The sequence below is a fragment of the Parasphingorhabdus litoris DSM 22379 genome (assembly GCF_020906275.1).
GTDB lineage: Bacteria > Pseudomonadota > Alphaproteobacteria > Sphingomonadales > Sphingomonadaceae > Parasphingorhabdus > Parasphingorhabdus litoris.
Genome location: NZ_CP086727.1, coordinates 900,666 through 918,615 on the forward strand (window position 1 = coordinate 900,666; position 17,950 = coordinate 918,615).

14 protein-coding genes are annotated in these 17,950 nt (G+C 54.0%); 12 read left to right on the forward strand and 2 right to left on the reverse strand.

Translation table 11 applies throughout. The annotated features are described in order from the left end of the window. Window positions 1-6: 6 nt before the first annotated feature. Entirely contained in the window at window positions 7-1,443 is a 1,437-nt protein-coding gene (locus tag BS29_RS04490; protein ID WP_229956025.1) for an NAD-dependent succinate-semialdehyde dehydrogenase, read from the reverse strand. Between the two features lie 84 nt (window positions 1,444-1,527). On the opposite strand from BS29_RS04490, the gene BS29_RS04495 reads away from it, so the two are divergent. The 12 genes from BS29_RS04495 to gspM all read left to right on the forward strand — a co-directional run bounded on the left by BS29_RS04495 (window position 1,528) and on the right by gspM (window position 16,512). Next, window positions 1,528-2,448, forward strand: coding sequence for an SMP-30/gluconolactonase/LRE family protein (locus BS29_RS04495; RefSeq protein ID WP_229956026.1), 921 nt, complete (start codon window positions 1,528-1,530; stop codon window positions 2,446-2,448). Then, window positions 2,445-3,107: an HAD-IA family hydrolase gene (locus tag BS29_RS04500; protein ID WP_229956027.1), complete on the forward strand. Its 663-nt coding sequence runs from the start codon at window positions 2,445-2,447 to the stop codon at window positions 3,105-3,107. The genes BS29_RS04495 and BS29_RS04500 overlap by 4 nt, the downstream gene beginning before the upstream one ends. Window positions 3,108-3,293: 186 nt before the next feature. Next, a complete protein-coding gene (locus BS29_RS04505) occupies window positions 3,294-3,668 on the forward strand; it encodes a hypothetical protein (protein WP_229956028.1) in 375 nt (124 codons plus the stop codon). A gap of 301 nt (window positions 3,669-3,969) precedes the next feature. Further along, window positions 3,970-5,502, forward strand: a complete 1,533-nt coding sequence (locus tag BS29_RS04510) for a hypothetical protein (protein ID WP_229956029.1) — start codon at window positions 3,970-3,972, stop codon at window positions 5,500-5,502. 75 nt (window positions 5,503-5,577) lie between these two features. Then, on the forward strand, window positions 5,578-8,292 hold the full coding sequence (locus tag BS29_RS04515; protein ID WP_229956030.1) for a TonB-dependent receptor domain-containing protein: 2,715 nt from the start codon (window positions 5,578-5,580) through the stop codon (window positions 8,290-8,292). Between the two features lie 181 nt (window positions 8,293-8,473). After that, window positions 8,474-9,271, forward strand: a complete 798-nt coding sequence (locus tag BS29_RS04520; protein WP_229956031.1) for a type II secretion system protein N — start codon at window positions 8,474-8,476, stop codon at window positions 9,269-9,271. Further along, a complete protein-coding gene (gene gspD, locus BS29_RS04525; RefSeq protein ID WP_229956032.1) occupies window positions 9,268-11,472 on the forward strand; it encodes a type II secretion system secretin GspD in 2,205 nt (734 codons plus the stop codon). Before BS29_RS04520 ends, gspD begins: the two co-directional genes overlap by 4 nt. Further along, entirely contained in the window at window positions 11,472-13,037 is a 1,566-nt protein-coding gene (gspE, locus tag BS29_RS04530; protein ID WP_229956033.1) for a type II secretion system ATPase GspE, read from the forward strand. Before gspD ends, gspE begins: the two co-directional genes overlap by 1 nt. Continuing rightward, window positions 13,030-14,244, forward strand: coding sequence for a type II secretion system inner membrane protein GspF (gene gspF, locus BS29_RS04535; protein WP_229956034.1), 1,215 nt, complete (start codon window positions 13,030-13,032; stop codon window positions 14,242-14,244). Before gspE ends, gspF begins: the two co-directional genes overlap by 8 nt. 55 nt (window positions 14,245-14,299) lie before the next feature. Beyond that, a complete protein-coding gene (gene gspG, locus BS29_RS04540; RefSeq protein ID WP_229956942.1) occupies window positions 14,300-14,752 on the forward strand; it encodes a type II secretion system major pseudopilin GspG in 453 nt (150 codons plus the stop codon). Between the two features lie 150 nt (window positions 14,753-14,902). Continuing rightward, on the forward strand, window positions 14,903-16,033 hold the full coding sequence (locus BS29_RS04545) for a type II secretion system protein L (RefSeq protein WP_229956035.1): 1,131 nt from the start codon (window positions 14,903-14,905) through the stop codon (window positions 16,031-16,033). After that, on the forward strand, window positions 16,030-16,512 hold the full coding sequence (gene gspM / locus BS29_RS04550; protein ID WP_229956036.1) for a type II secretion system protein GspM: 483 nt from the start codon (window positions 16,030-16,032) through the stop codon (window positions 16,510-16,512). Before BS29_RS04545 ends, gspM begins: the two co-directional genes overlap by 4 nt. Window positions 16,513-16,515: 3 nt before the next feature. Here the strand turns inward: gspM and BS29_RS04555 are convergent, their stop codons facing one another. Then, on the reverse strand, window positions 16,516-17,619 hold the full coding sequence (locus BS29_RS04555) for an acyl-CoA desaturase (RefSeq protein ID WP_229956037.1): 1,104 nt from the start codon (window positions 17,617-17,619) through the stop codon (window positions 16,516-16,518). Window positions 17,620-17,950 lie beyond the last annotated feature (331 nt).

Here is a 17,950-nt window from a genome sequence, read left to right on the forward strand (position 1 = left end):
TAGTCCTCAACTCTGGTGAATGGCTTTGGTCACCATATAGGCTTTTAGGCCATCGGGGCCATCTTCTGATCCATGACCGGATTGTTTCACGCCGCCAAAGGGCGCATCGCCGGGACTGACGGTCAGATTGTTAATCGCGACCATGCCGGCTTCGACCATGTCCCCGACAATATTGGCGGTGCGCAGGCTTTCCGTAAAGGCATAGGCGGCGAGACCCAGCGGCAAGCGATTGGCCTGTTCGATCGCTTCATCCAAAGTGTCAAACGGGCGCATCGCGGCGACGGGGCCAAAGGGCTCGTTGCTCATGATGTCCGCTTGCAGCGGGACTTCGGTCAGCACAGTTGGCCGGTAAAAATAGCCGTCGCTGTCCATTGCCTCCCCGCCGAGACGCACGGTTGCGCCTTTGGCTTTGGCATCGCTGATCAGCTGTTCCATCGCCTCCGGGCGGCGCGGATTGGCAAGAGGACCCATGTCGATATTATCGCCAAAGCCATCGCCGACCTGCACTTTTTCCGCGCGTTTGGTGAACTCCGTCGCGAATTTTTCATAGATGCCGGACTGAACATAGAAGCGGGTGGGGGACACGCAGACCTGTCCCGCATTGCGATATTTCTGCATCGCCAACAGGTTGAGCGCCTTGTCCATATCGCAATCGTCAAAGACCAGAACCGGCGCGTGGCCACCCAGTTCCATAGTCGTGCGCTGCATATTTTCTGTCGCCAGCTTCATCAGATGCTTGCCGACCGGAACCGATCCGGTGAAGCTGATCTTGCGAATGATGTCAGAGGCGATCAGATGCGACGACACTTCGGAAGGATCACCGAACACGACTTGCGCGGTGCCAGCGGGCAGACCTGCATCCAGCAGACAGCGGATCATCTCGATCGGGCTGGCTGGTGTTTCCTCGGCTGGCTTGAGAATGATCGAACAACCCGCGGCCAGGGCAGGGGCCAATTTGCGGGCCGGTGTATAGACCGGGAAATTCCATGGGCTAAACGCGGCCACCGGGCCAACCGGTTGATATTTGACGAAGCTATTCTGTCCGGTCGGGCGGACCAGCACGCGGCCATAACAGCGCTTGGCTTCTTCGGCCATGACATCGAACATCGCCGCCGATGCGGTGACTTCACCGGTTGCCTGACCCACTGGCTTGCCTTGCTCAGCCGTCATCATCCGGCCGATTTCCGGCGCCCGTTCGCGCATCAGGTCGGCGGCTTTGTGCAATATGGCGGCACGCGCGGCAACTGGCGTATCGCGCCAGACCGGAAAGGCACGGCCCGCGGCATCCAGTGCGCGATCAAGATCGGCCTTGCTGGCTTTGGGCAGGTCGGAAATGGTTTTTCCGGTTGATGGATTGACGACATGATGGACGTCGCGATCCTCAACATCGATCCATTCGCCATCAATATGGAGTTGCAGGGAGGGGGGATAAGTGTTGGACATAGTTGCTCCTGTAACCGGTTGAGACAGCACTAGACTTGTCGCTGCTTTCCCGCAATGACTGTGACAAAGATCGAGAGGAAAAATATGGAACTTGTCACCGATGGCCTGCGGTTCCCCGAAGGCCCGATTGCGATGCCGGATGGCAGCGTCATATTGGTCGAGATTGCAGCCGGGCAGCTGACCCGTATCGCGCCGGATGGCACAAAGGACGTGATTGCAAAGCCAGGTGGCGGTCCCAATGGCGCGGCCTTGGGGCCGGATGGCAAAATCTATGTCTGCAATAATGGTGGCTTTGAATATCAGGAATCCGGCGGTTATCTGACCCCCGCCGGCATAGCGAAAGACTATTCCGGCGGCCGGATCGAGCGGATAGACCCACAAACCGGCGCGGTGGAAGTGCTGTATAAAAGCGGCGATTTTGACTGCGTGCTGCGGGGCCCCAATGACATCGTCTTTGATGACCAGGGCGGCTTCTGGTTTACCGACCATGGCAAGACCGACTATGAAAACCGCTGCCATGATATTGTCGGGATTTTCTATGCCAAGGCCGATGGCAGTTACATGGAAGAGGTTGTCTTCCCCTCGCAAAATCCCAACGGTGTCGGCCTGTCGCCCGATGGCAAGACGCTTTATGCAGCCGAGACTTTCACCTGCCGTTTAATGAAGTTCAACATTACCGAACCGGGCAAAGTGGCTCCCGATGCCGGCCCGGGCGGTCCCGGCATCCCGGTCTATCGTCCAGCGGGCTATAAGTTTTTCGACAGTCTGGCGGTGGAGGAAAGCGGCAATATCTGTGTCGCAACCATCGGTGAATGTGGGATCAGTGTGATTTCCCCAGCTGGCGAACTGGTCGAGTTTGTGGCGACGCCGGATATTTTTACCACCAATATCTGCTTTGGTGGTGACGATATGATGGACGCCTATATCTGTCTGTCGGCAACCGGAAAGCTGGTCAAAACCCGCTGGAAAAGGTCCGGTCTGAAATTGGAATATCTCAATAAATGAGCGCTAACACTATGAACTATGACACCGTAATTTTCGACTTTGGCGGCGTGATAACCAGCTCGCCTTTCGACGCGTTTAACCGGCTGGAGGCTGCGCGCGGCGTGCCAATTCATAGCGTGCGGACGATTAACAGCACCAATCCGCATGAGAATGCCTGGGCGAAGTTTGAACGCTCTGAAATTGATGCAGCTGGCTTTGACCAGCTATTTGCCGAAGAAGCGCGGGCTATAGGCATCGAACTCAATGGCAGCGAGGTGCTGGCTTGTCTTGCTGGCGATATTCGGCCGGCGATGGTGGCGATGCTCGACACACTTAAGGCCAAGGGTTTTACCATCGGCTGCATCACCAATAATGTGCCATCCGGCAAAGGCTCCGGCATGGCTTTGAATGATGAGAAGGCGGCGGCGATCGCAGCGATCATGGCGCGGTTCGATCATATTATCGAGAGCAGCAAGGCGGGTATTCGTAAACCTGATCCTCGCATTTATGAGATGATGTGTGAGGCTTTGGACGTACAGCCGGAGCAGTGCATTTATCTTGATGATCTCGGGATTAATTGCAAACCCGCCGCGACGCTCGGTATGGCAGCCATCAAAGTAACGGGCGAGCAGCAGGCGCTGAAAGACTTGCAGGATTTGCTAGGCATGTCGCCCGAATAGCGTCTTTTTCTTTCACAAATTTATCGTTTTTCTTTGACCCTAACATGTTGAAAGTACATCGCTTTCGATAAAAATGGCACTTATCCGCCATTTTTTAATGACTCTTCAATGACAGTTTCATTACAGTTATGTTGCAAAATAATTCACAAAAGTGTAACAATAGCGCAAAGAAACAGGAGAGTGAGTATGAAAAACGCGAAGATTGTGGCCGTTGCTGTGGGCCTGACCATGGCTGCCTTGCCGGGCCTCGCACAGGCGCAGGATGGTGAAATTGGTTATGAGAAAGGCGCACTGGCTTATGATGCGCTGATGTCTGGCGACAATCAGGCCGCAGTTGAAAAGCTGGAAAGTGGGCAGCTCTCCGATCCCGCTGTCATGATCAATCTGGGACAGGCTTATGCTCGCACCGGACGCACTGGCGATGCAGCGAAAATGTTCACGGCGGCGATGAACAGCAACCGCAGCTTTGATCTCGTGCTGGCCGATGGTCAGGTGATCGATTCTCGCAAGGCTGCCAAGATCGCCTTGAACAATCTCAACGAACGGATGGCTTCGCGCTAAACCGACAAATCCTATCATTATGATTAGGCGGTCGCTTCTGCGGCCGCCGTTTTTGTTTCAACAAAATTTCCTGTGATGTATTTTTGCACTGCAGCATGAAAAACAAAGCGCTTTGGCGGCTCCCAAAGCGACTGCAATAATCCTGAAATATTTTTGTCTCCAAAGAGTCATGCAAACAGCATCGGCGGGTCATTTGACGCGCCTAGTGCCCGTTGCAGAAGGCGATGGGGGCATCTTTGATTCGTTTCCACATCATCTGATCTGAAATGTTTGAAATCAGTAATCTGCGGAGACTTGATCCATGTTGAATAAGCAAATTCGTTCTGTACTTTTCGCTGGTGTTGCAGCGATTGCGGTGACCGCTTGTGGTGCCGATGATGTCGCATCGCCGGGTGAAGGTGTTGTGATCGTTCCACCAACCCCGACGCCCACACCTACGCCGACACCAACCCCCACGCCGACCCCTACACCAACTGGTCCGGCTGCTGATTGTCCAACGGGTACAGCCAATGTGGGGACGATCAACACCAACAATAATCAGGAATTGCGTAACTGCCAACTTTCTGGCGTCATCACCGGCAATCTGGTGCTCCCCGCGCGCGATGGTACTATCTATTCGTTGAACGGAGCCGTTGAGGTTGGAGTTGATGGCGGCGCGACTGGGGTTCTGACGGTTGAACCGGGCGTGGTGATGTTTGGTTCCTCCGGCGGCGACTTCCTATATGTCAATCGAGGGTCTCAGATATTCGCCGAGGGCACGGCATCAGAGCCTATCATCATGACCTCGCGTCAAAATATCGAAGGCGCAAATAACGAGAACAGCATCGGTCAATGGGGCGGTGTAGTGATTCTAGGACGGGCTCCTATTTCTGATTGTGCAACGGGTGGGGCATCCAACCCAGGCGGCGCCCGGACGGATTGTGAGGCCATCGTAGAAGGGCCGATCAACCGGCTTTATGGCGGCACACAACCAAATGATTCAAGCGGCAGAATGTCTTATATTCAGGTCCGCTATCCCGGCTTCGAAATCTCTCCCGGCAATGAGCTGAACGGGATTACAATGGCCGGTATCGGTAGCGGCACATTCTTCCAGAATATTCAGGTGCACAACAGCTCTGATGACGGCGTCGAGTGGTTCGGTGGCCGCGTGAACGGTAAGAATATAGCGTTGACCGGCAATGATGATGATTCGGTCGACTCTGACTCCGGCTACAAGGGCAACAACCAATTTGTACTGGTCGTGCAACGCGCTGGTGGCGGGGATCACGTCATGGAAGCGGATTCCAACGGCGATGAAGACGCAGAACCGCGTCAGGATCACAAACTGGCCAACGTAACGTTTGTGTCCAGTGGTCAGGATCACGTCATCCTGCTGCGTGGTGGTGGTGATTACGCCTTCTATAACAGCGTATTTAACAGCCCGGCCGCTTGTATCGATATCGATAGTGCGACCACCATCCAGGCCGCGGGCGCTGCACCCGATGAAAATGGTCCTCCGGTATTTGAATCGTTGTTCATGAGCTGTGCCACATCATTTGTGGATGATAGCAACATAACCGTGGCGCAAATCGAGACCCTGTTCAATGCCGGTACCAACAATACCGCATCTGGCACCTCCACATTAGCCAGCGGTGGCGGTTCTTCAGCCCTGGCTGCATTTATCAACGGCGCCAACGAGAATGCTGTGACCCCGTTTGCGGTCAGCGGCGTGGACGCTTTCTTCGAAGACGCGGCTTATATCGGCGCAGTCCAAGATGCGAACGACACTCGTTTCCAGGGCTGGACATGTGGTCTCTATGCCGATGACTGCGCGACCGCTCCAACAATTGGTTGATTGAAAACATAGTGTTGGGATGGCGGCTCGCACAGTCGCCATCCCCTTTTTTGAGTTATAAAAAGGAATAATCCGATGACGAAGCGGGCATCTTTGGTCACCAGTCTATTTTTGAGCACAGCGCTGTTTTCGCCTGCTGCATTGGCCCAGGCAACTGCCGACAGCGCGGCGGCCCAGCCCGACCAGGCCGACGGGACTCCGGATGGAGAACCGTTGCCGGATGAGGATGTTGATATCTCCGCGCCCGGCGGAGATTTTAGCGGCGAAATCATTGTTCGTGGACGGTTCATCCCTAATCCGATCCGCGCAACTTCCGAAGTTGTGTCCGTTCTGGGTGAGGAAGAAATTGCCCGTGCAGCAGATGGCGATATTGCCGGTTCGCTTCAGCGGGTAACCGGTCTCAGCGTTGTCGGTGGCCGTTTTGTTTTCGTTCGCGGTCTGGGTGAGCGCTATTCTCTGGCGCTGCTCAATGGCCTGCCATTGCCTTCTCCCGAACCCCTGCGACGTGTGGTGCCGCTGGATATTTTTCCGACCAGTGTAATTGCTTCGACCGTGGTTCAGAAAAGCTACTCGGTAAACTATCCCGGTGAATTCGGTGGCGGTGTGATCAATCTGACCACAAAGTCGACGCCGGAAGAACCCTTCCTGAAAATAAGTGCGGGCATCAGCGGGGATACTGAGACTACCGGAAATCTGGGTTATACCTACGACGGCTCTGACCTCGACATTCTCGGTTATGACAGCGGCGTTCGGGATATCCCGGATGGTTTGGCTCGTGCGATAGACCAGAATGTTCCCATCTCGGTCGGTCCAAACTTCACGAGCGAAGACTTGCAAAGTTTCGCCGCTAGCCTGAATAATGCGCAAACCTCTCTAATCCAGCGTAACAATGATATCCCCGCGAATTTCTCGGCCGAGATTACTGGCGGAACGACCCTTGATCTGGGGGATACATTTTTGGGGATCATTGCCACAGCCGGATATGAAAATAGCTGGCGGACACGCGGCGGTTTGCAGCAAACGTCGCAAGGTATTGTCAATATCGATGGTACGGATGGCTTGCGCCCCGACCAGAATTTCAACTTCCTGACAACCGAGAATCGGATAATCGTCAATGGCCTGCTGGCTCTGTCGGCGGAAATTGGCGAGCACAAGCTGCGTCTGACCAATCTCTACATTCACGACACGGTCAAAGATGCTAACATCAAGCAGGGCATTGATGCGATTAACGTCGACGAAGAAACTCTGCTTAACCAAGGGCGGACCAGCTGGTTTGAACGGCAACTCTACACCACGCAATTTGTCGGCGAGTTCAAGTTTGATGAATTTTCCGTCGATCTGCGCGGCAGTTATGCCAATTCAAAACGCGACGCGCCTTATGAGCGCACATATAGCTATGCTTTCGACCGGCTTCTCGCGAATGACTTTGTCAACGATCTGACCTCGCCCGGCGAATCCGCACGTGTTCGATTCAGTAATCTAAATGATGACGTCTATGGTGCTGGCATTGACTTTGGATATGAAACCAACATCGGCGTACCGGTCAACCTGACGGCGGGCTACAGCTACTATCTCAATGATCGTAATGCAGAGCGTAGGGACTTCCGTTTTGTTCCCGCAAACGGATTACCGGTTCCGTTTGATCAGCAGCGGATTGATTTCCTGCTGTCCGATTTCAACGTGTTCACACAGAATATCGAGCTACGCGAAGTGGCAACCCAGCTGTCGGTTCCCGCGTACACTGCCGAATTGGAAATCCATGCTGGCTATGGTCAGATTGATGCCGAATTGGCCGATGGGCTGCGTTTGAATGTCGGCGTACGATATGAAGACGCTCAACAGGAAGTATCGCCAATCACATTGACTGGCAGCCAAGCGGCCGTTGCAACCGGTCTGGACAATGATTACTGGCTTCCCGCCGGAACGCTGACCTGGAATTTTGCGGATGATATGCAATTCCGGTTGGCGGCATCTAAAACAGTTGCGCGGCCGCAATTCCGTGAATTGGCACCGCAACAATTTCTCGATCTGGAGACTGACCGAACCTTCATCGGTAACCCGCTGCTGCAAGACAGTGAGCTGATCAATCTGGAAGGCCGGTTCGAATATTATATCGGCCGCGGCGAGCGGATCACATTGGCCGGTTTTTACAAGGATATCGACAATCCGATTGAAAATGTCGCCTTCGTTCAAGGCGGGGGAACTTTGTTCACTGGTTTCTCCAACGCGCCCAATGCAAAGCTCTATGGCGCAGAAGTCGAGCTGGTTAAATATTTCCCGCTAGATACCGTATTTGGCGGCGAGTTTTTTGAAGATCGCCGTTTGCTCCTTGCTGCAAATTACACCTACACCAAATCGGAAATAAATGTTGCCGATGGTGATACAGCGATCAACCCGGTGACTCTGCAACCTACCAGTGCGTCGAACCTGTTTGACGATGGTGATCGTCTGACGGGGCAGTCGAGACATGTCGCCAACCTGCAATTCGGTATGGAAGCAGAAGAAGGCCTTTCACAGCAGACGATTTTGGTGACCTATAACAGTCCGCGCGTTACCGCTCGCGGGCCGCAGGACCAGCCGGACCTCATCGAACGTACGGGTTGGCAGTTGGATTTTGTCATGCGGGAACAACTCCAAATTGCAGGTCAGGAGTTTGAGTTGAAATTTGAAGCGCGTAACATTCTGGGCACGGATTATCGCGAATCTCAAACTTTGAACAATACGCGCATCATCAATAACGGTTATGATATCGGAACACGCTTTTCGATGAGCATTGGTATCAACTTCTGATCATTGGATTTTGTTACTTAATCGCTGAAAAGAGCCACTGACAGGGCGGTGTAATTTTTCTGTCATCAATGAGTCGCAGGTTGGTCACCAAATCGTTATAGCAACTCTGGGAAGCAGAGTGCGGGGATTCGTGGTTATTCAATCTTCTAACCAATTTTTGGTAAAGGGCCGGGCGCTAACCATGCCGGGCCTTTATCCGGTTTTACTGGGCATATTGGCAGTTTTGCTGGTGATACAAGCGATCAGACTGATCTGGTTGTTCGTCACGCCCTTGGGACCGGTGGGGGATTGGCAAGCGCGGGAGGTGCAGATTTTGTCACCGCAATCGCGTTTGTCGCTGTTTAACAGTTTCGATCCATTTTACCGCAAAGGCCCGGCGACCACCGCCAATGTCGTCACTTCGCTGCAACTCACCCTGTTCGGCATTAGAATGAATGAGGGCTCCGGCCTGGGATCAGCCATATTGGCTGGGCCAGATGGTGTCCAACAAAGCTATGCCGTGGGTGAGGAGATCATGTCTGGTGTAAAACTGGATGTCGTCAACTTTGATCATGTTGTAATTGATCGCGGTGGCACCAGAGAGAGTCTGTATCTGGATCAATCGATACCAGCGCAAACGGTCGGCGGTGAGGATGCAGAAACATCTCAACCAGCCGGATTGCAGACTCCATCACGGGAAAGCCCACTTGGGCAAGCTCCGGCGGCGGCAGTGATTGCCAATGCCGTTGATCTGGCACCGCGCAGCGCGGATGGCAAGGTGACGGGCATTGTCGTGTCACCTCGCGGTGATGGTGACTTGTTTCGGGCGGCCGGTTTCATGGATGGCGATATCATCGTTTCGGTCAACGGGCAGCCAATCTCGTCGGCCAGTGATATCGCGGCTTTGAAAAACCAGCTTGCACCGGGTGGCCGGGTCTCTGTTGAAGTAGAGCGTGGTGCCGATACTGTTCCCATAGCGATTAATATGGGAACAGAATGATGAAGCACATACTTACAAAAATGGCGGCCAAATGGTCGGTATCGCTGGCGGTTCTTGGGCCTTTGGCCATTGCGCCCGCTTTTGCGCAGCATAGCCTGAACGTGCGCGATGCAGATATCCGCGCCTTTGTGCAGGATGCGGCCCGGGTCACCGGCCGTACCTTCATCGTCGATAGTCGGGTGCAGGGTAAAGTGTCTGTTGTGACGGACCGGCCACTATCCCGGTCCGAATATTTTGAAATTTTCTTGTCGACGTTGCGGGCCAATAATCTGGTGGCCATTCCAACCACGCGCGGGGCTTATCGTATTCAGCCTGCCGATGGTGCAGCGACGCAGCCGACACGTATCGGAACGCGGCAATCCGCGGCCAATCAGTTTGTCACTGAAGTCGTCCGACTGAAATCTATTGAAGCAACCGCTGCCCTGGAAACACTACGCCCACTCATCAGTAAGCAAGGCGCGATTACCGCCAATCGTAACGCCAACAGTCTGGTGATCGTCGATTATGCAGACAATATTCGCCGTGTTCGCGCGCTTGTCGCCAAGATCGATAAAGATAGCGCTGCATCGACAATCGTGAATCTTAGAAATGCGGGCGCGCGTGAAATCGCAACCTCGTTGCAGGCACTGGCTCAACAGGGTGGGGACGGAACGATTGCACCGGTCACGGTTGTCCCGATTGATAGTAGCAATAGTATTGCTCTGCGCGGCGACCCGGGCGCGGTGACCAAATTTGCGCAGATGGCGCGGGAACTCGACCAGCGCGCAGAATCCGGCACGGAAATCCGGGTCCATCAACTGGACTATGCGAATGCGGAACAGCTGCTACCCGTGATTGAACAACTAATGGGGCAGGGCAGCGCCGGATCTCCAGCCACTGCTCCTTCATCCGTTGCGCCCGCGTCCGGAACAAACGGCGGTAACGGAGGTTCGACGCCTGCGGTCACGCCGATATCGACGGGCGGTAGTTCTGGCAATGGTATATCCCGTCACGGCCCGGCCGTTGTCACGCGTTATGAAGGCACAAATGCCATCATTGTTGCCGCCAATCCCGATGTACAGCGTATGGTTGGCGAATTAATCCGGCAGCTTGATACGCGTCAGGAGCAAGTCTCGGTCGAAGCGATTATCGTTGAAATTTCGGACTCGCTGGCCCGCGAACTCGGTATCCAGTTCCTTATCGGCGGCAAGGACACGCCGTTTGCGGTCACCAATTTCTCTAACGCAGGTCCGAATATTGTTGATATTGCGGGAGGCCTGCTGGCCGACCAATTTGATACCACGACGACCACAACAACTGATACGGCAACGACGACCACGACAAATAGCGCAGTGGGTGACAAGTTACTCGAAAATGCGGCTGATGCGATATTGGGGGCGCGTGGATCGTTTACTGGATTTGCAACCTCGTTAGGCGGCGATACGATTTTGGGGACGATCATCAATGCCGTTCAGCGGGATTCCGATTCCAACCTGCTGTCCACGCCATCCCTGACGGTGAACAATAATCTGAAAGGCAGCATCCTTTTCGGTCAGGAAATTCCGGTTTCGACCGGCGAAGCCTTGTCCGACAATTTCGACAATGCTTTCCGCACGATCCAACGCCAGAATGTCGGTATCGAGCTGGAAGTTACACCGCAAATCAATGCGGGCGACGAGGTTCGGCTGGAACTGCGTCAGGAGGTTAGCTCGATTGCTGGTCCGGTGTCAGACGATTTCAACGAACTGATCATCAACAAGCGCGAAATTCAGACCACTGTTACCGTTGGTGATGGTGAGATTATCGCTCTAGGCGGTTTGCTTGACGATAATGAGCGCCGCACAATCGAGAAAATCCCGTTTTTGGGGGACATTCCTCTGATAGGCGAGCTGTTCAAGTCGCGAGGCAGGGAACGGGTTAAAACCAATTTGATGGTCTTTATCCGGCCGAAAATAATGCGCAGTCGCTCGGATGCCAGAGCCTTTTCGGCGCGGCGCTATGGCTATATTCGCAACCGGCAGCTTCGCCGTGATCCGGAACTCGAACCATCATTGGATGTGCTTGTCCGCGACTATATGGGCGCTGTGCCTCCTGCCGCCGAAACACAGCCAGGGGATCAGATTATTTATGCGCCCGGCGCTGTCGCTGCTCCGCAAAATAGCGGTGCCGTCCAGCCTGTGCCCGTTTCACCCAGCAATACCGATGCGGAGAAGGATGACTGATGAAAATCGCGAAGGGAACAGATGCAGAAGTTTCCGGCGATAATGACAAGCCTGTGAGCGAAGAACTGGCGTCTTCGCCCCTGGTAGATATTCCCTATGCTTTTGCGCGCGATCACGGTGTGTTGTTGATGCGCAGCGATGGCGAACGTCTGTCGGTTGCCATGCGAGAGGGGGCCGATCCACAGGCCCTGCTGGAACTGCGCCGCTATCTTGCCATGCCTTTTGATGTTGATCTGGTATCTCCAGAGGATTTTGAACGGTCTTTGTCCGATCATTATGCAATGGATGGCAGTGCCGCTGCTATGGCCGGTGACATGAGCCTCAGCAATGATGCGCTTGATGATATTGCTGGCGATATTCCAAGTGCCGAAGACTTGCTCGACAGCGCGGATGATGCGCCGACCATCCGGTTGATCAATGGAATCATCGCGGAAGCCGCGCGCCAGGGGGCTTCGGACATCCACATCGAGCCCTATGAAACTGGCTTGGTGGTGCGGATGCGTGTCGATGGCGTATTGCAGGAAAAACTGCGCATGCCACCGCATGTCGCCTCTGTCATCGTCAACCGGATCAAGGTCATGGCGCGGCTTGATATTGCCGAACGGCGTATCCCGCAGGATGGCAGGATCAGCCTGACTCTGGCTGGAAAACTTCTGGATGTGCGTGTTTCTACTTTGCCCAATCGTGCCAATGAGCGTGTCGTTATGCGCATATTGGACAAGGAGAGCGCGTCGATATCGCTGGACCTGCTCGGCATGTCCGAAACAACGCATGAAATTCTGACCGAAGTCTTGGCCGAACCCAATGGTATCATTCTCGTTACTGGGCCCACCGGTTCGGGTAAAACGACAAGCCTCTATGCCGGCCTGAAACAGTTGAACGATGGCAGCCGGAATATCCTGACCGTCGAAGACCCGGTGGAATATGCGATTGAAGGCATTGGTCAGACGCAGGTTAACTCCAAAGTTGGTCTGACCTTCGCCGCTGGATTGCGGGCGATCTTGCGTCAGGATCCTGACGTCGTGATGGTCGGGGAAATTCGTGACCGGGAGACGGCGGAAATCGCCGTACAGGCGTCGCTGACCGGGCATTTGGTGCTGTCCACCGTCCATACCAATGACGCGGTCGGCGCGATTACGCGGATGCGAGATATGAAGGTCGAACCGTTTTTGCTTGCCTCTACCCTGCGGGCCGTCATCGCTCAGCGGCTGGTGCGCAAACTTTGCCCGCATTGCCGCGTCCCGATACAGGCGGACGGCAGTCTTGCTTCCTTGCTGGGCTTTGACAATGGTACCGTGGTGTATCGGGAAGTGGGCTGTGACGAATGTAATCACACCGGCTTTCAGGGCCGAATTGGTGTCTTCGAGGCAATCCGCGTCGATGAAACCATCCGCAAATTGATCAATGATGGCGGCGATGAAGCGCGTATTGCGGCCCATGCGTTTCTGAAAAAGCCCAATCTCGGTTCAGCAGCACGTGCACTGGTCCGTGAAGGCTTGACCACCGCGGAAGAAGGCATTCGTATCTCCCGCCGCGAAGTTCTGGACGAACAGATCGATGCCTGATTTTTCCTATACCGCTATCGATCCCAAGGGGCGCGAGAAAACTGGCCGGTTAGCGGCGGACAGCAATGACGCGGCGCGGGCGAAGCTGGCGGAGCGCAATTTTTATGTCGTAAATGTCGAAACAGCACAGGGCGCGGAAGCAAAACCGGCACGTTCACTATTTGGTCCCAAAAAACTGCGGTCCAAAGAACTGACCTTGTTCACGCGCCAACTGTCATCGCTGGTGCAAGTCAGCCCGCTGGAAGAAGCGTTGCGGACGATCGGCAATCAGAACGAAAAAGCCCATGTCCGGGATCGGATCGGAGCGGTCCATGGTGGTGTTATCGAAGGGCAGCGACTGGCCGAGGCCATGCGCCGTGAACCGGCAAGCTTTCCGCCGCTCTATCGCGCGATGATTTCGGCTGGGGAAAGCTCCGGCACATTGCCGGACATCACCGAGCGCCTGGCCAATCTTCTCGAACGCCAAGCCGAGATGCGCGGTAAGCTCATCAGCGCACTGGCTTATCCGATCGTTCTCGCCCTGGTCGCGATTGTGGTCGTGGCCTTGTTGATGATTGCAGTTGTTCCCAAAGTCGTGGAACAATTTGATGATGTGAACCAGCAGCTTCCATTCGTTACCCGGCTGGTGATCGGCATTTCCGATTTTCTCGCCAATTGGTGGTGGGCGCTTCTTGCTGCTATCGGGGTTCTTGTTCTGATCACCTGGCGCGCTTTGAAAGAGCCGCATATCCGATATCGCTTCGACAGCTTCCTACTCCGCCTTCCGTTTATCGGCCGCTTGCTGCGGGATTTAAACGCTGCTCGGCTTGCCCGAACACTGTCGACCATGGTGGCTAGCCGGTTGCCGATAATGGAAGGGCTGCGGCTGACAACCAATACGATTAGCAATTCAGTGCTGCGCAAGGCATCGGAAGATATGGTGGAGGCTATCCGCGGGGGTGGAAGTCTTTCGAAAGCACTCAAGAATACCGGCGTTTTCCCGCCGATGTTGGTCTATCTCACCGCCAGCGGTGAAGCATCGGGCCAGCTTGATGATATGCTGGCCCGGGCAGCGGATTATCTGGAACGCGAATTTGACAATTTTACCTCGACCGCTTTGTCACTGCTGGAACCATTGATCATCGTTTTTCTGGGCGGTGTTGTTGCGGTTGTAATTTTGGCTATATTGCTTCCGATATTACAGCTTCAGAATCTTGCCGGACTATAGGACCGGATGGATAGGAAAATTTATGCTCAAGATTTTATTTAATCTTTTCACCGATATGAGCCGTCCTTTGAGGCGTAAAAATCAAAAGAAGCCAAAGGCGAACGGGTTCACATTGGTTGAACTGATGGTGGTCATTTTTATCCTCGGACTGTTGACGACTGTCGTTGTTATCAATGTCCTGCCTAGTCAGGATCGCGCAATGGTTGAAAAGGCACGAGCAGATATCGCTACATTGGGCCAGGCGCTGGAAATGTACCGGCTCGATAACCTGACATATCCTACTTCTGCCGACGGCTTGGGGGCGTTGACCAACGCACCTGCGTCGCTTCCCCCGTCCGCGCGATATCGGCAAGGCGGCTATATCAAGAAGCTTCCCGATGATCCGTGGGGACGACCGTATCAATATGATAATCCCGGACGCAATGGCCCTGGTTTTGATCTCTATTCGCTGGGTGCAGACGGCGCACCGGGTGGTGAAGACGACGACGCAGATATCTATGCCGAGTAAGCGAATTGCCAAAGGTGACATGGCGTCCAAAATTGACTAGCTAACGGCTATAGACATAATAAAGTTCAGCCGAGTCGGGGAGGTCATGTTGGAACAAAAACTGTTACAGCCTCTTGCCTGCCATCTACTGAACGGGGTCTTTGACAGCTAATGTCGGTATCTCAAGTCCTTGTAACAGAGTTTCCCATAGCAGGGACAAAATCGCTGCAATGGTGGCTTGTCACCGACAGTGTGATCGAAGCCAAAGGCTGTGATTCAGACCCGCTGCTGGCTGCTGGCCTGAAACTACCATCAGCCAATGATGAGCCAATCGTGCATATTGCAATCATGTCCGCAGCGCAGGCAATTGTGCGCTGGCATGAAACACCGGAAGACCTGACCGAGCAGCAGGCATTGGCTGCGGCGCGTTTGGCAGCTCAGGATGATAGCCTGGACCCGGAAAACCTGCATATCGCTGCGATGATTGAAGATTCCGGCGAGACCATTTCGGCTTCGGTCAGCATGACCGTCATGTCTGATGGCTTATCGCAACTGGAAACTCTCGGCATTGATCCCGATGCTATTATACCGGCTGGATGGCTGATCCCGGCCGAAGAGGGTCAGGTCATTGCTGCGGATTTCGGTTTTGAAACAATTTTGCGGGGCGAGCAGATGATCGCGCCGGATGAACCATCCTTGCGGCCGCACCTGATCGGTGATCATAATGTTGCAAGCCTGACCGAAACGGGGATTGATGACGCACTGACGAGCGCAGCGACCAGCCGTGATGCGGTTAATCTGCGTTCTGCCCCATTTGCCAAAAAAGTCGATAAGTATATGACCGTCTCGCAAAAGCGGACCATGGCTTGGATGGCTGCTGCGCTTGTTCTGATATCTTTGCTGATCCCAGCCGTGCAGTTGATCAAATATCATTGGGCTGCAGCTGATGCAGACGCTGCTGCTCTGGCCGCCGCGGAGCCGGTAATCGGGGCGGTAGAAAGCGTGGAAGAAGCTGATCGTTTGTTGAACGAACGGCTGGTTCAGGAAAATCGTGGTAATGTCGCCTTCCCAGTTCCGGCCTCTGCGCTATTCTCTGCCATTCAAAAGACTCAGGGCGTATCGATTGAACGGATCAGTTATCGCAAGGATGGTACTGTTTTCGCCGGACTTACCGCGGTGAGAAATGAGGATATGAACCCGGCTCTAATCGCGCTGCAAAATGCCGGATTTGTTATCACTGCAACTCCGCGGACCGATGCAACAGGGTCAGCTAAAGCTGATATTACGGTGCGTGCACCATGATGGAATCGATCAAAAACTGGTTCCACGCGCTCAGCTCGCGGGAGAAAATACTCATTGGCGTCGGCGCTGTTCTGGCCGCCTTGGTAATCGGATATTACGCAATCATTCTGCCCTTTATTAGCGCTTTTGCGTCGGCGGAGCAGCGTTATCAGCAGGCAACGGATGGCCAGGCACGGATTGAAGCGAAAGTGGAAGCGCTGACCGCTCCGGCGGATGGCGCCGTCAAACCGGTCGCCGGACCACTGGATGTTTTTGTCAGTCAAAATGCCGGAGAAGCCGGTTTTGCCGTTGGTCGCCTTGAACCGCAAACCAATGGTGCGGTCAGACTGACCATTACATCGGCCAAGCCAACCGCCTTGTTCGGCTGGCTCGCGAGACTGGAAAGCCGCGGTGTAGCGGTCGAAGAACTTGCTGTTAATCCAGGACCGAATGAGACGGTGACCGCGACGATAATATTGCGATTGATAGAACCAAGCTAAGGGTCAGACCGTCTCGGAGGTTGCTTTTACTCCGCCAGGCACTGCGTCCTTGGCAAACATAACGCCACCATCATCCAGAGACATCGCCTCTGGGCTTGGTACGTCTGCGGTTTGTGGTGCATTCAGCTTCTTTTCTTGCACCCAATTGCCATCAGCATCGCGGACATATTTGGGCGCGCGCTGCACATTCCAGACCAGTCCCATTTTTTCCCATAACGAGATGATGTAGCCGTTCACGTCCACTTCCCACCACATCATGCCGGCATAGGCCGAACGTGGGTGCTGATGGTGGTTGTTGTGCCAGCCATCGCCGAACGTCATCCATGCCATGAACCAGTTATTGCGTGATCCATCTTTGGTTTTGAAACGCTGTGAGCCGAAGACATGGCCAACGCTGTTCACGCCCATCACAAAGTTCAGGAAGAAGAAATTACGGAAAAAACCGCCGATCAGGATAGTGCCGATAATATGTTCCGGTCCACCAAAGGCGAGCGCCCATAGTGCCGGAAGCACAACACTGGAAAAAATCGCGATCGACCAACGATGCTTGTGGCACCACAAGACCTGCGGGTCATCGATCAGACCTTTGCCGTAAACTTTCATGTCAGAAGTGGTGTTGTCGAACAGCCAGCCGAAATGGGCAATGCCGAGGCCCTTCCATTTCGACATTTTCTTGCCATGCCCGTCAATATAAGGGCTATGTAGATCGCCAACGCGATCGGAAAAGGCATGGTGGCGGCGGTGATCGGCCGCCCATTTCAGCACGGATGCCTGACAGGCCATTTGTGCCATAATGCCGATTGCAAGGCGCATTTTCGGACCCGCTTCGAAGGCGCGATGTGTGTAAAAGCGGTGATAGCCAATGCCTACGCCCATGTTGATCAGAACATAACCAAAAAGGAAAGCGGACCATTCTACCCAGCCAGTAGCGTGAGTCAGCGTCCAATAAAGCGCGCCTAGCGATCCGATAACCATTGATGACAACAATATGCCATATTCGATACGCTTGGCTCGTGCGGCAGGTCCGCCGATGATCACGCCATGCTGCGGATGGACCTGTTCTGGTTCGAATTCATCGGGTTGAATGTCATGATAGGCCGTCGCCATAGTAATACGCCCCTGTTACTATTTACATCAGTGAAACTAACGGTTTTGAGCAAAGATTACAATTATCTTAACTATTATTCACACCGATATGGTGTGATTGGCCGAAATTGATAAAGTTTCGTTTCGAATCAGATCAATACCGATGCAGTGAATGTATCATTGTCGCTAAAACAAGGCCTCTTATCCTGCCAAATCGATACTGTTTTCGGCATAAATTGGGAGGGAATAGCGGTTTTCCAGTCTATCGAGCGAATCAGCTCCTATGTCTGACGCGCAGAAGACTTTTGGTCGCGTTGAAAGACGTTCTAACAAGCGATTTTTTGTGCCGGTG

Coding starts and splice junctions, on each gene's coding strand:
- BS29_RS04555 (WP_229956037.1), bottom strand. CDS start 17,619: ATGGCGACGGCCTATCATGACATTCAACCCGATGAATTCGAACCAGAA.
- BS29_RS04500 (WP_229956027.1), top strand. CDS start 2,445: ATGAGCGCTAACACTATGAACTATGACACCGTAATTTTCGACTTTGGC.
- BS29_RS04520 (WP_229956031.1), top strand. CDS start 8,474: ATGCCGGGCCTTTATCCGGTTTTACTGGGCATATTGGCAGTTTTGCTG.
- BS29_RS04495 (WP_229956026.1), top strand. CDS start 1,528: ATGGAACTTGTCACCGATGGCCTGCGGTTCCCCGAAGGCCCGATTGCG.
- gspE (WP_229956033.1), top strand. CDS start 11,472: ATGAAAATCGCGAAGGGAACAGATGCAGAAGTTTCCGGCGATAATGAC.
- BS29_RS04515 (WP_229956030.1), top strand. CDS start 5,578: ATGACGAAGCGGGCATCTTTGGTCACCAGTCTATTTTTGAGCACAGCG.
- BS29_RS04505 (WP_229956028.1), top strand. CDS start 3,294: ATGAAAAACGCGAAGATTGTGGCCGTTGCTGTGGGCCTGACCATGGCT.
- gspM (WP_229956036.1), top strand. CDS start 16,030: ATGATGGAATCGATCAAAAACTGGTTCCACGCGCTCAGCTCGCGGGAG.
- gspD (WP_229956032.1), top strand. CDS start 9,268: ATGATGAAGCACATACTTACAAAAATGGCGGCCAAATGGTCGGTATCG.
- BS29_RS04545 (WP_229956035.1), top strand. CDS start 14,903: ATGTCGGTATCTCAAGTCCTTGTAACAGAGTTTCCCATAGCAGGGACA.
- BS29_RS04490 (WP_229956025.1), bottom strand. CDS start 1,443: ATGTCCAACACTTATCCCCCCTCCCTGCAACTCCATATTGATGGCGAA.
- BS29_RS04510 (WP_229956029.1), top strand. CDS start 3,970: ATGTTGAATAAGCAAATTCGTTCTGTACTTTTCGCTGGTGTTGCAGCG.
- gspF (WP_229956034.1), top strand. CDS start 13,030: ATGCCTGATTTTTCCTATACCGCTATCGATCCCAAGGGGCGCGAGAAA.
- gspG (WP_229956942.1), top strand. CDS start 14,300: ATGAGCCGTCCTTTGAGGCGTAAAAATCAAAAGAAGCCAAAGGCGAAC.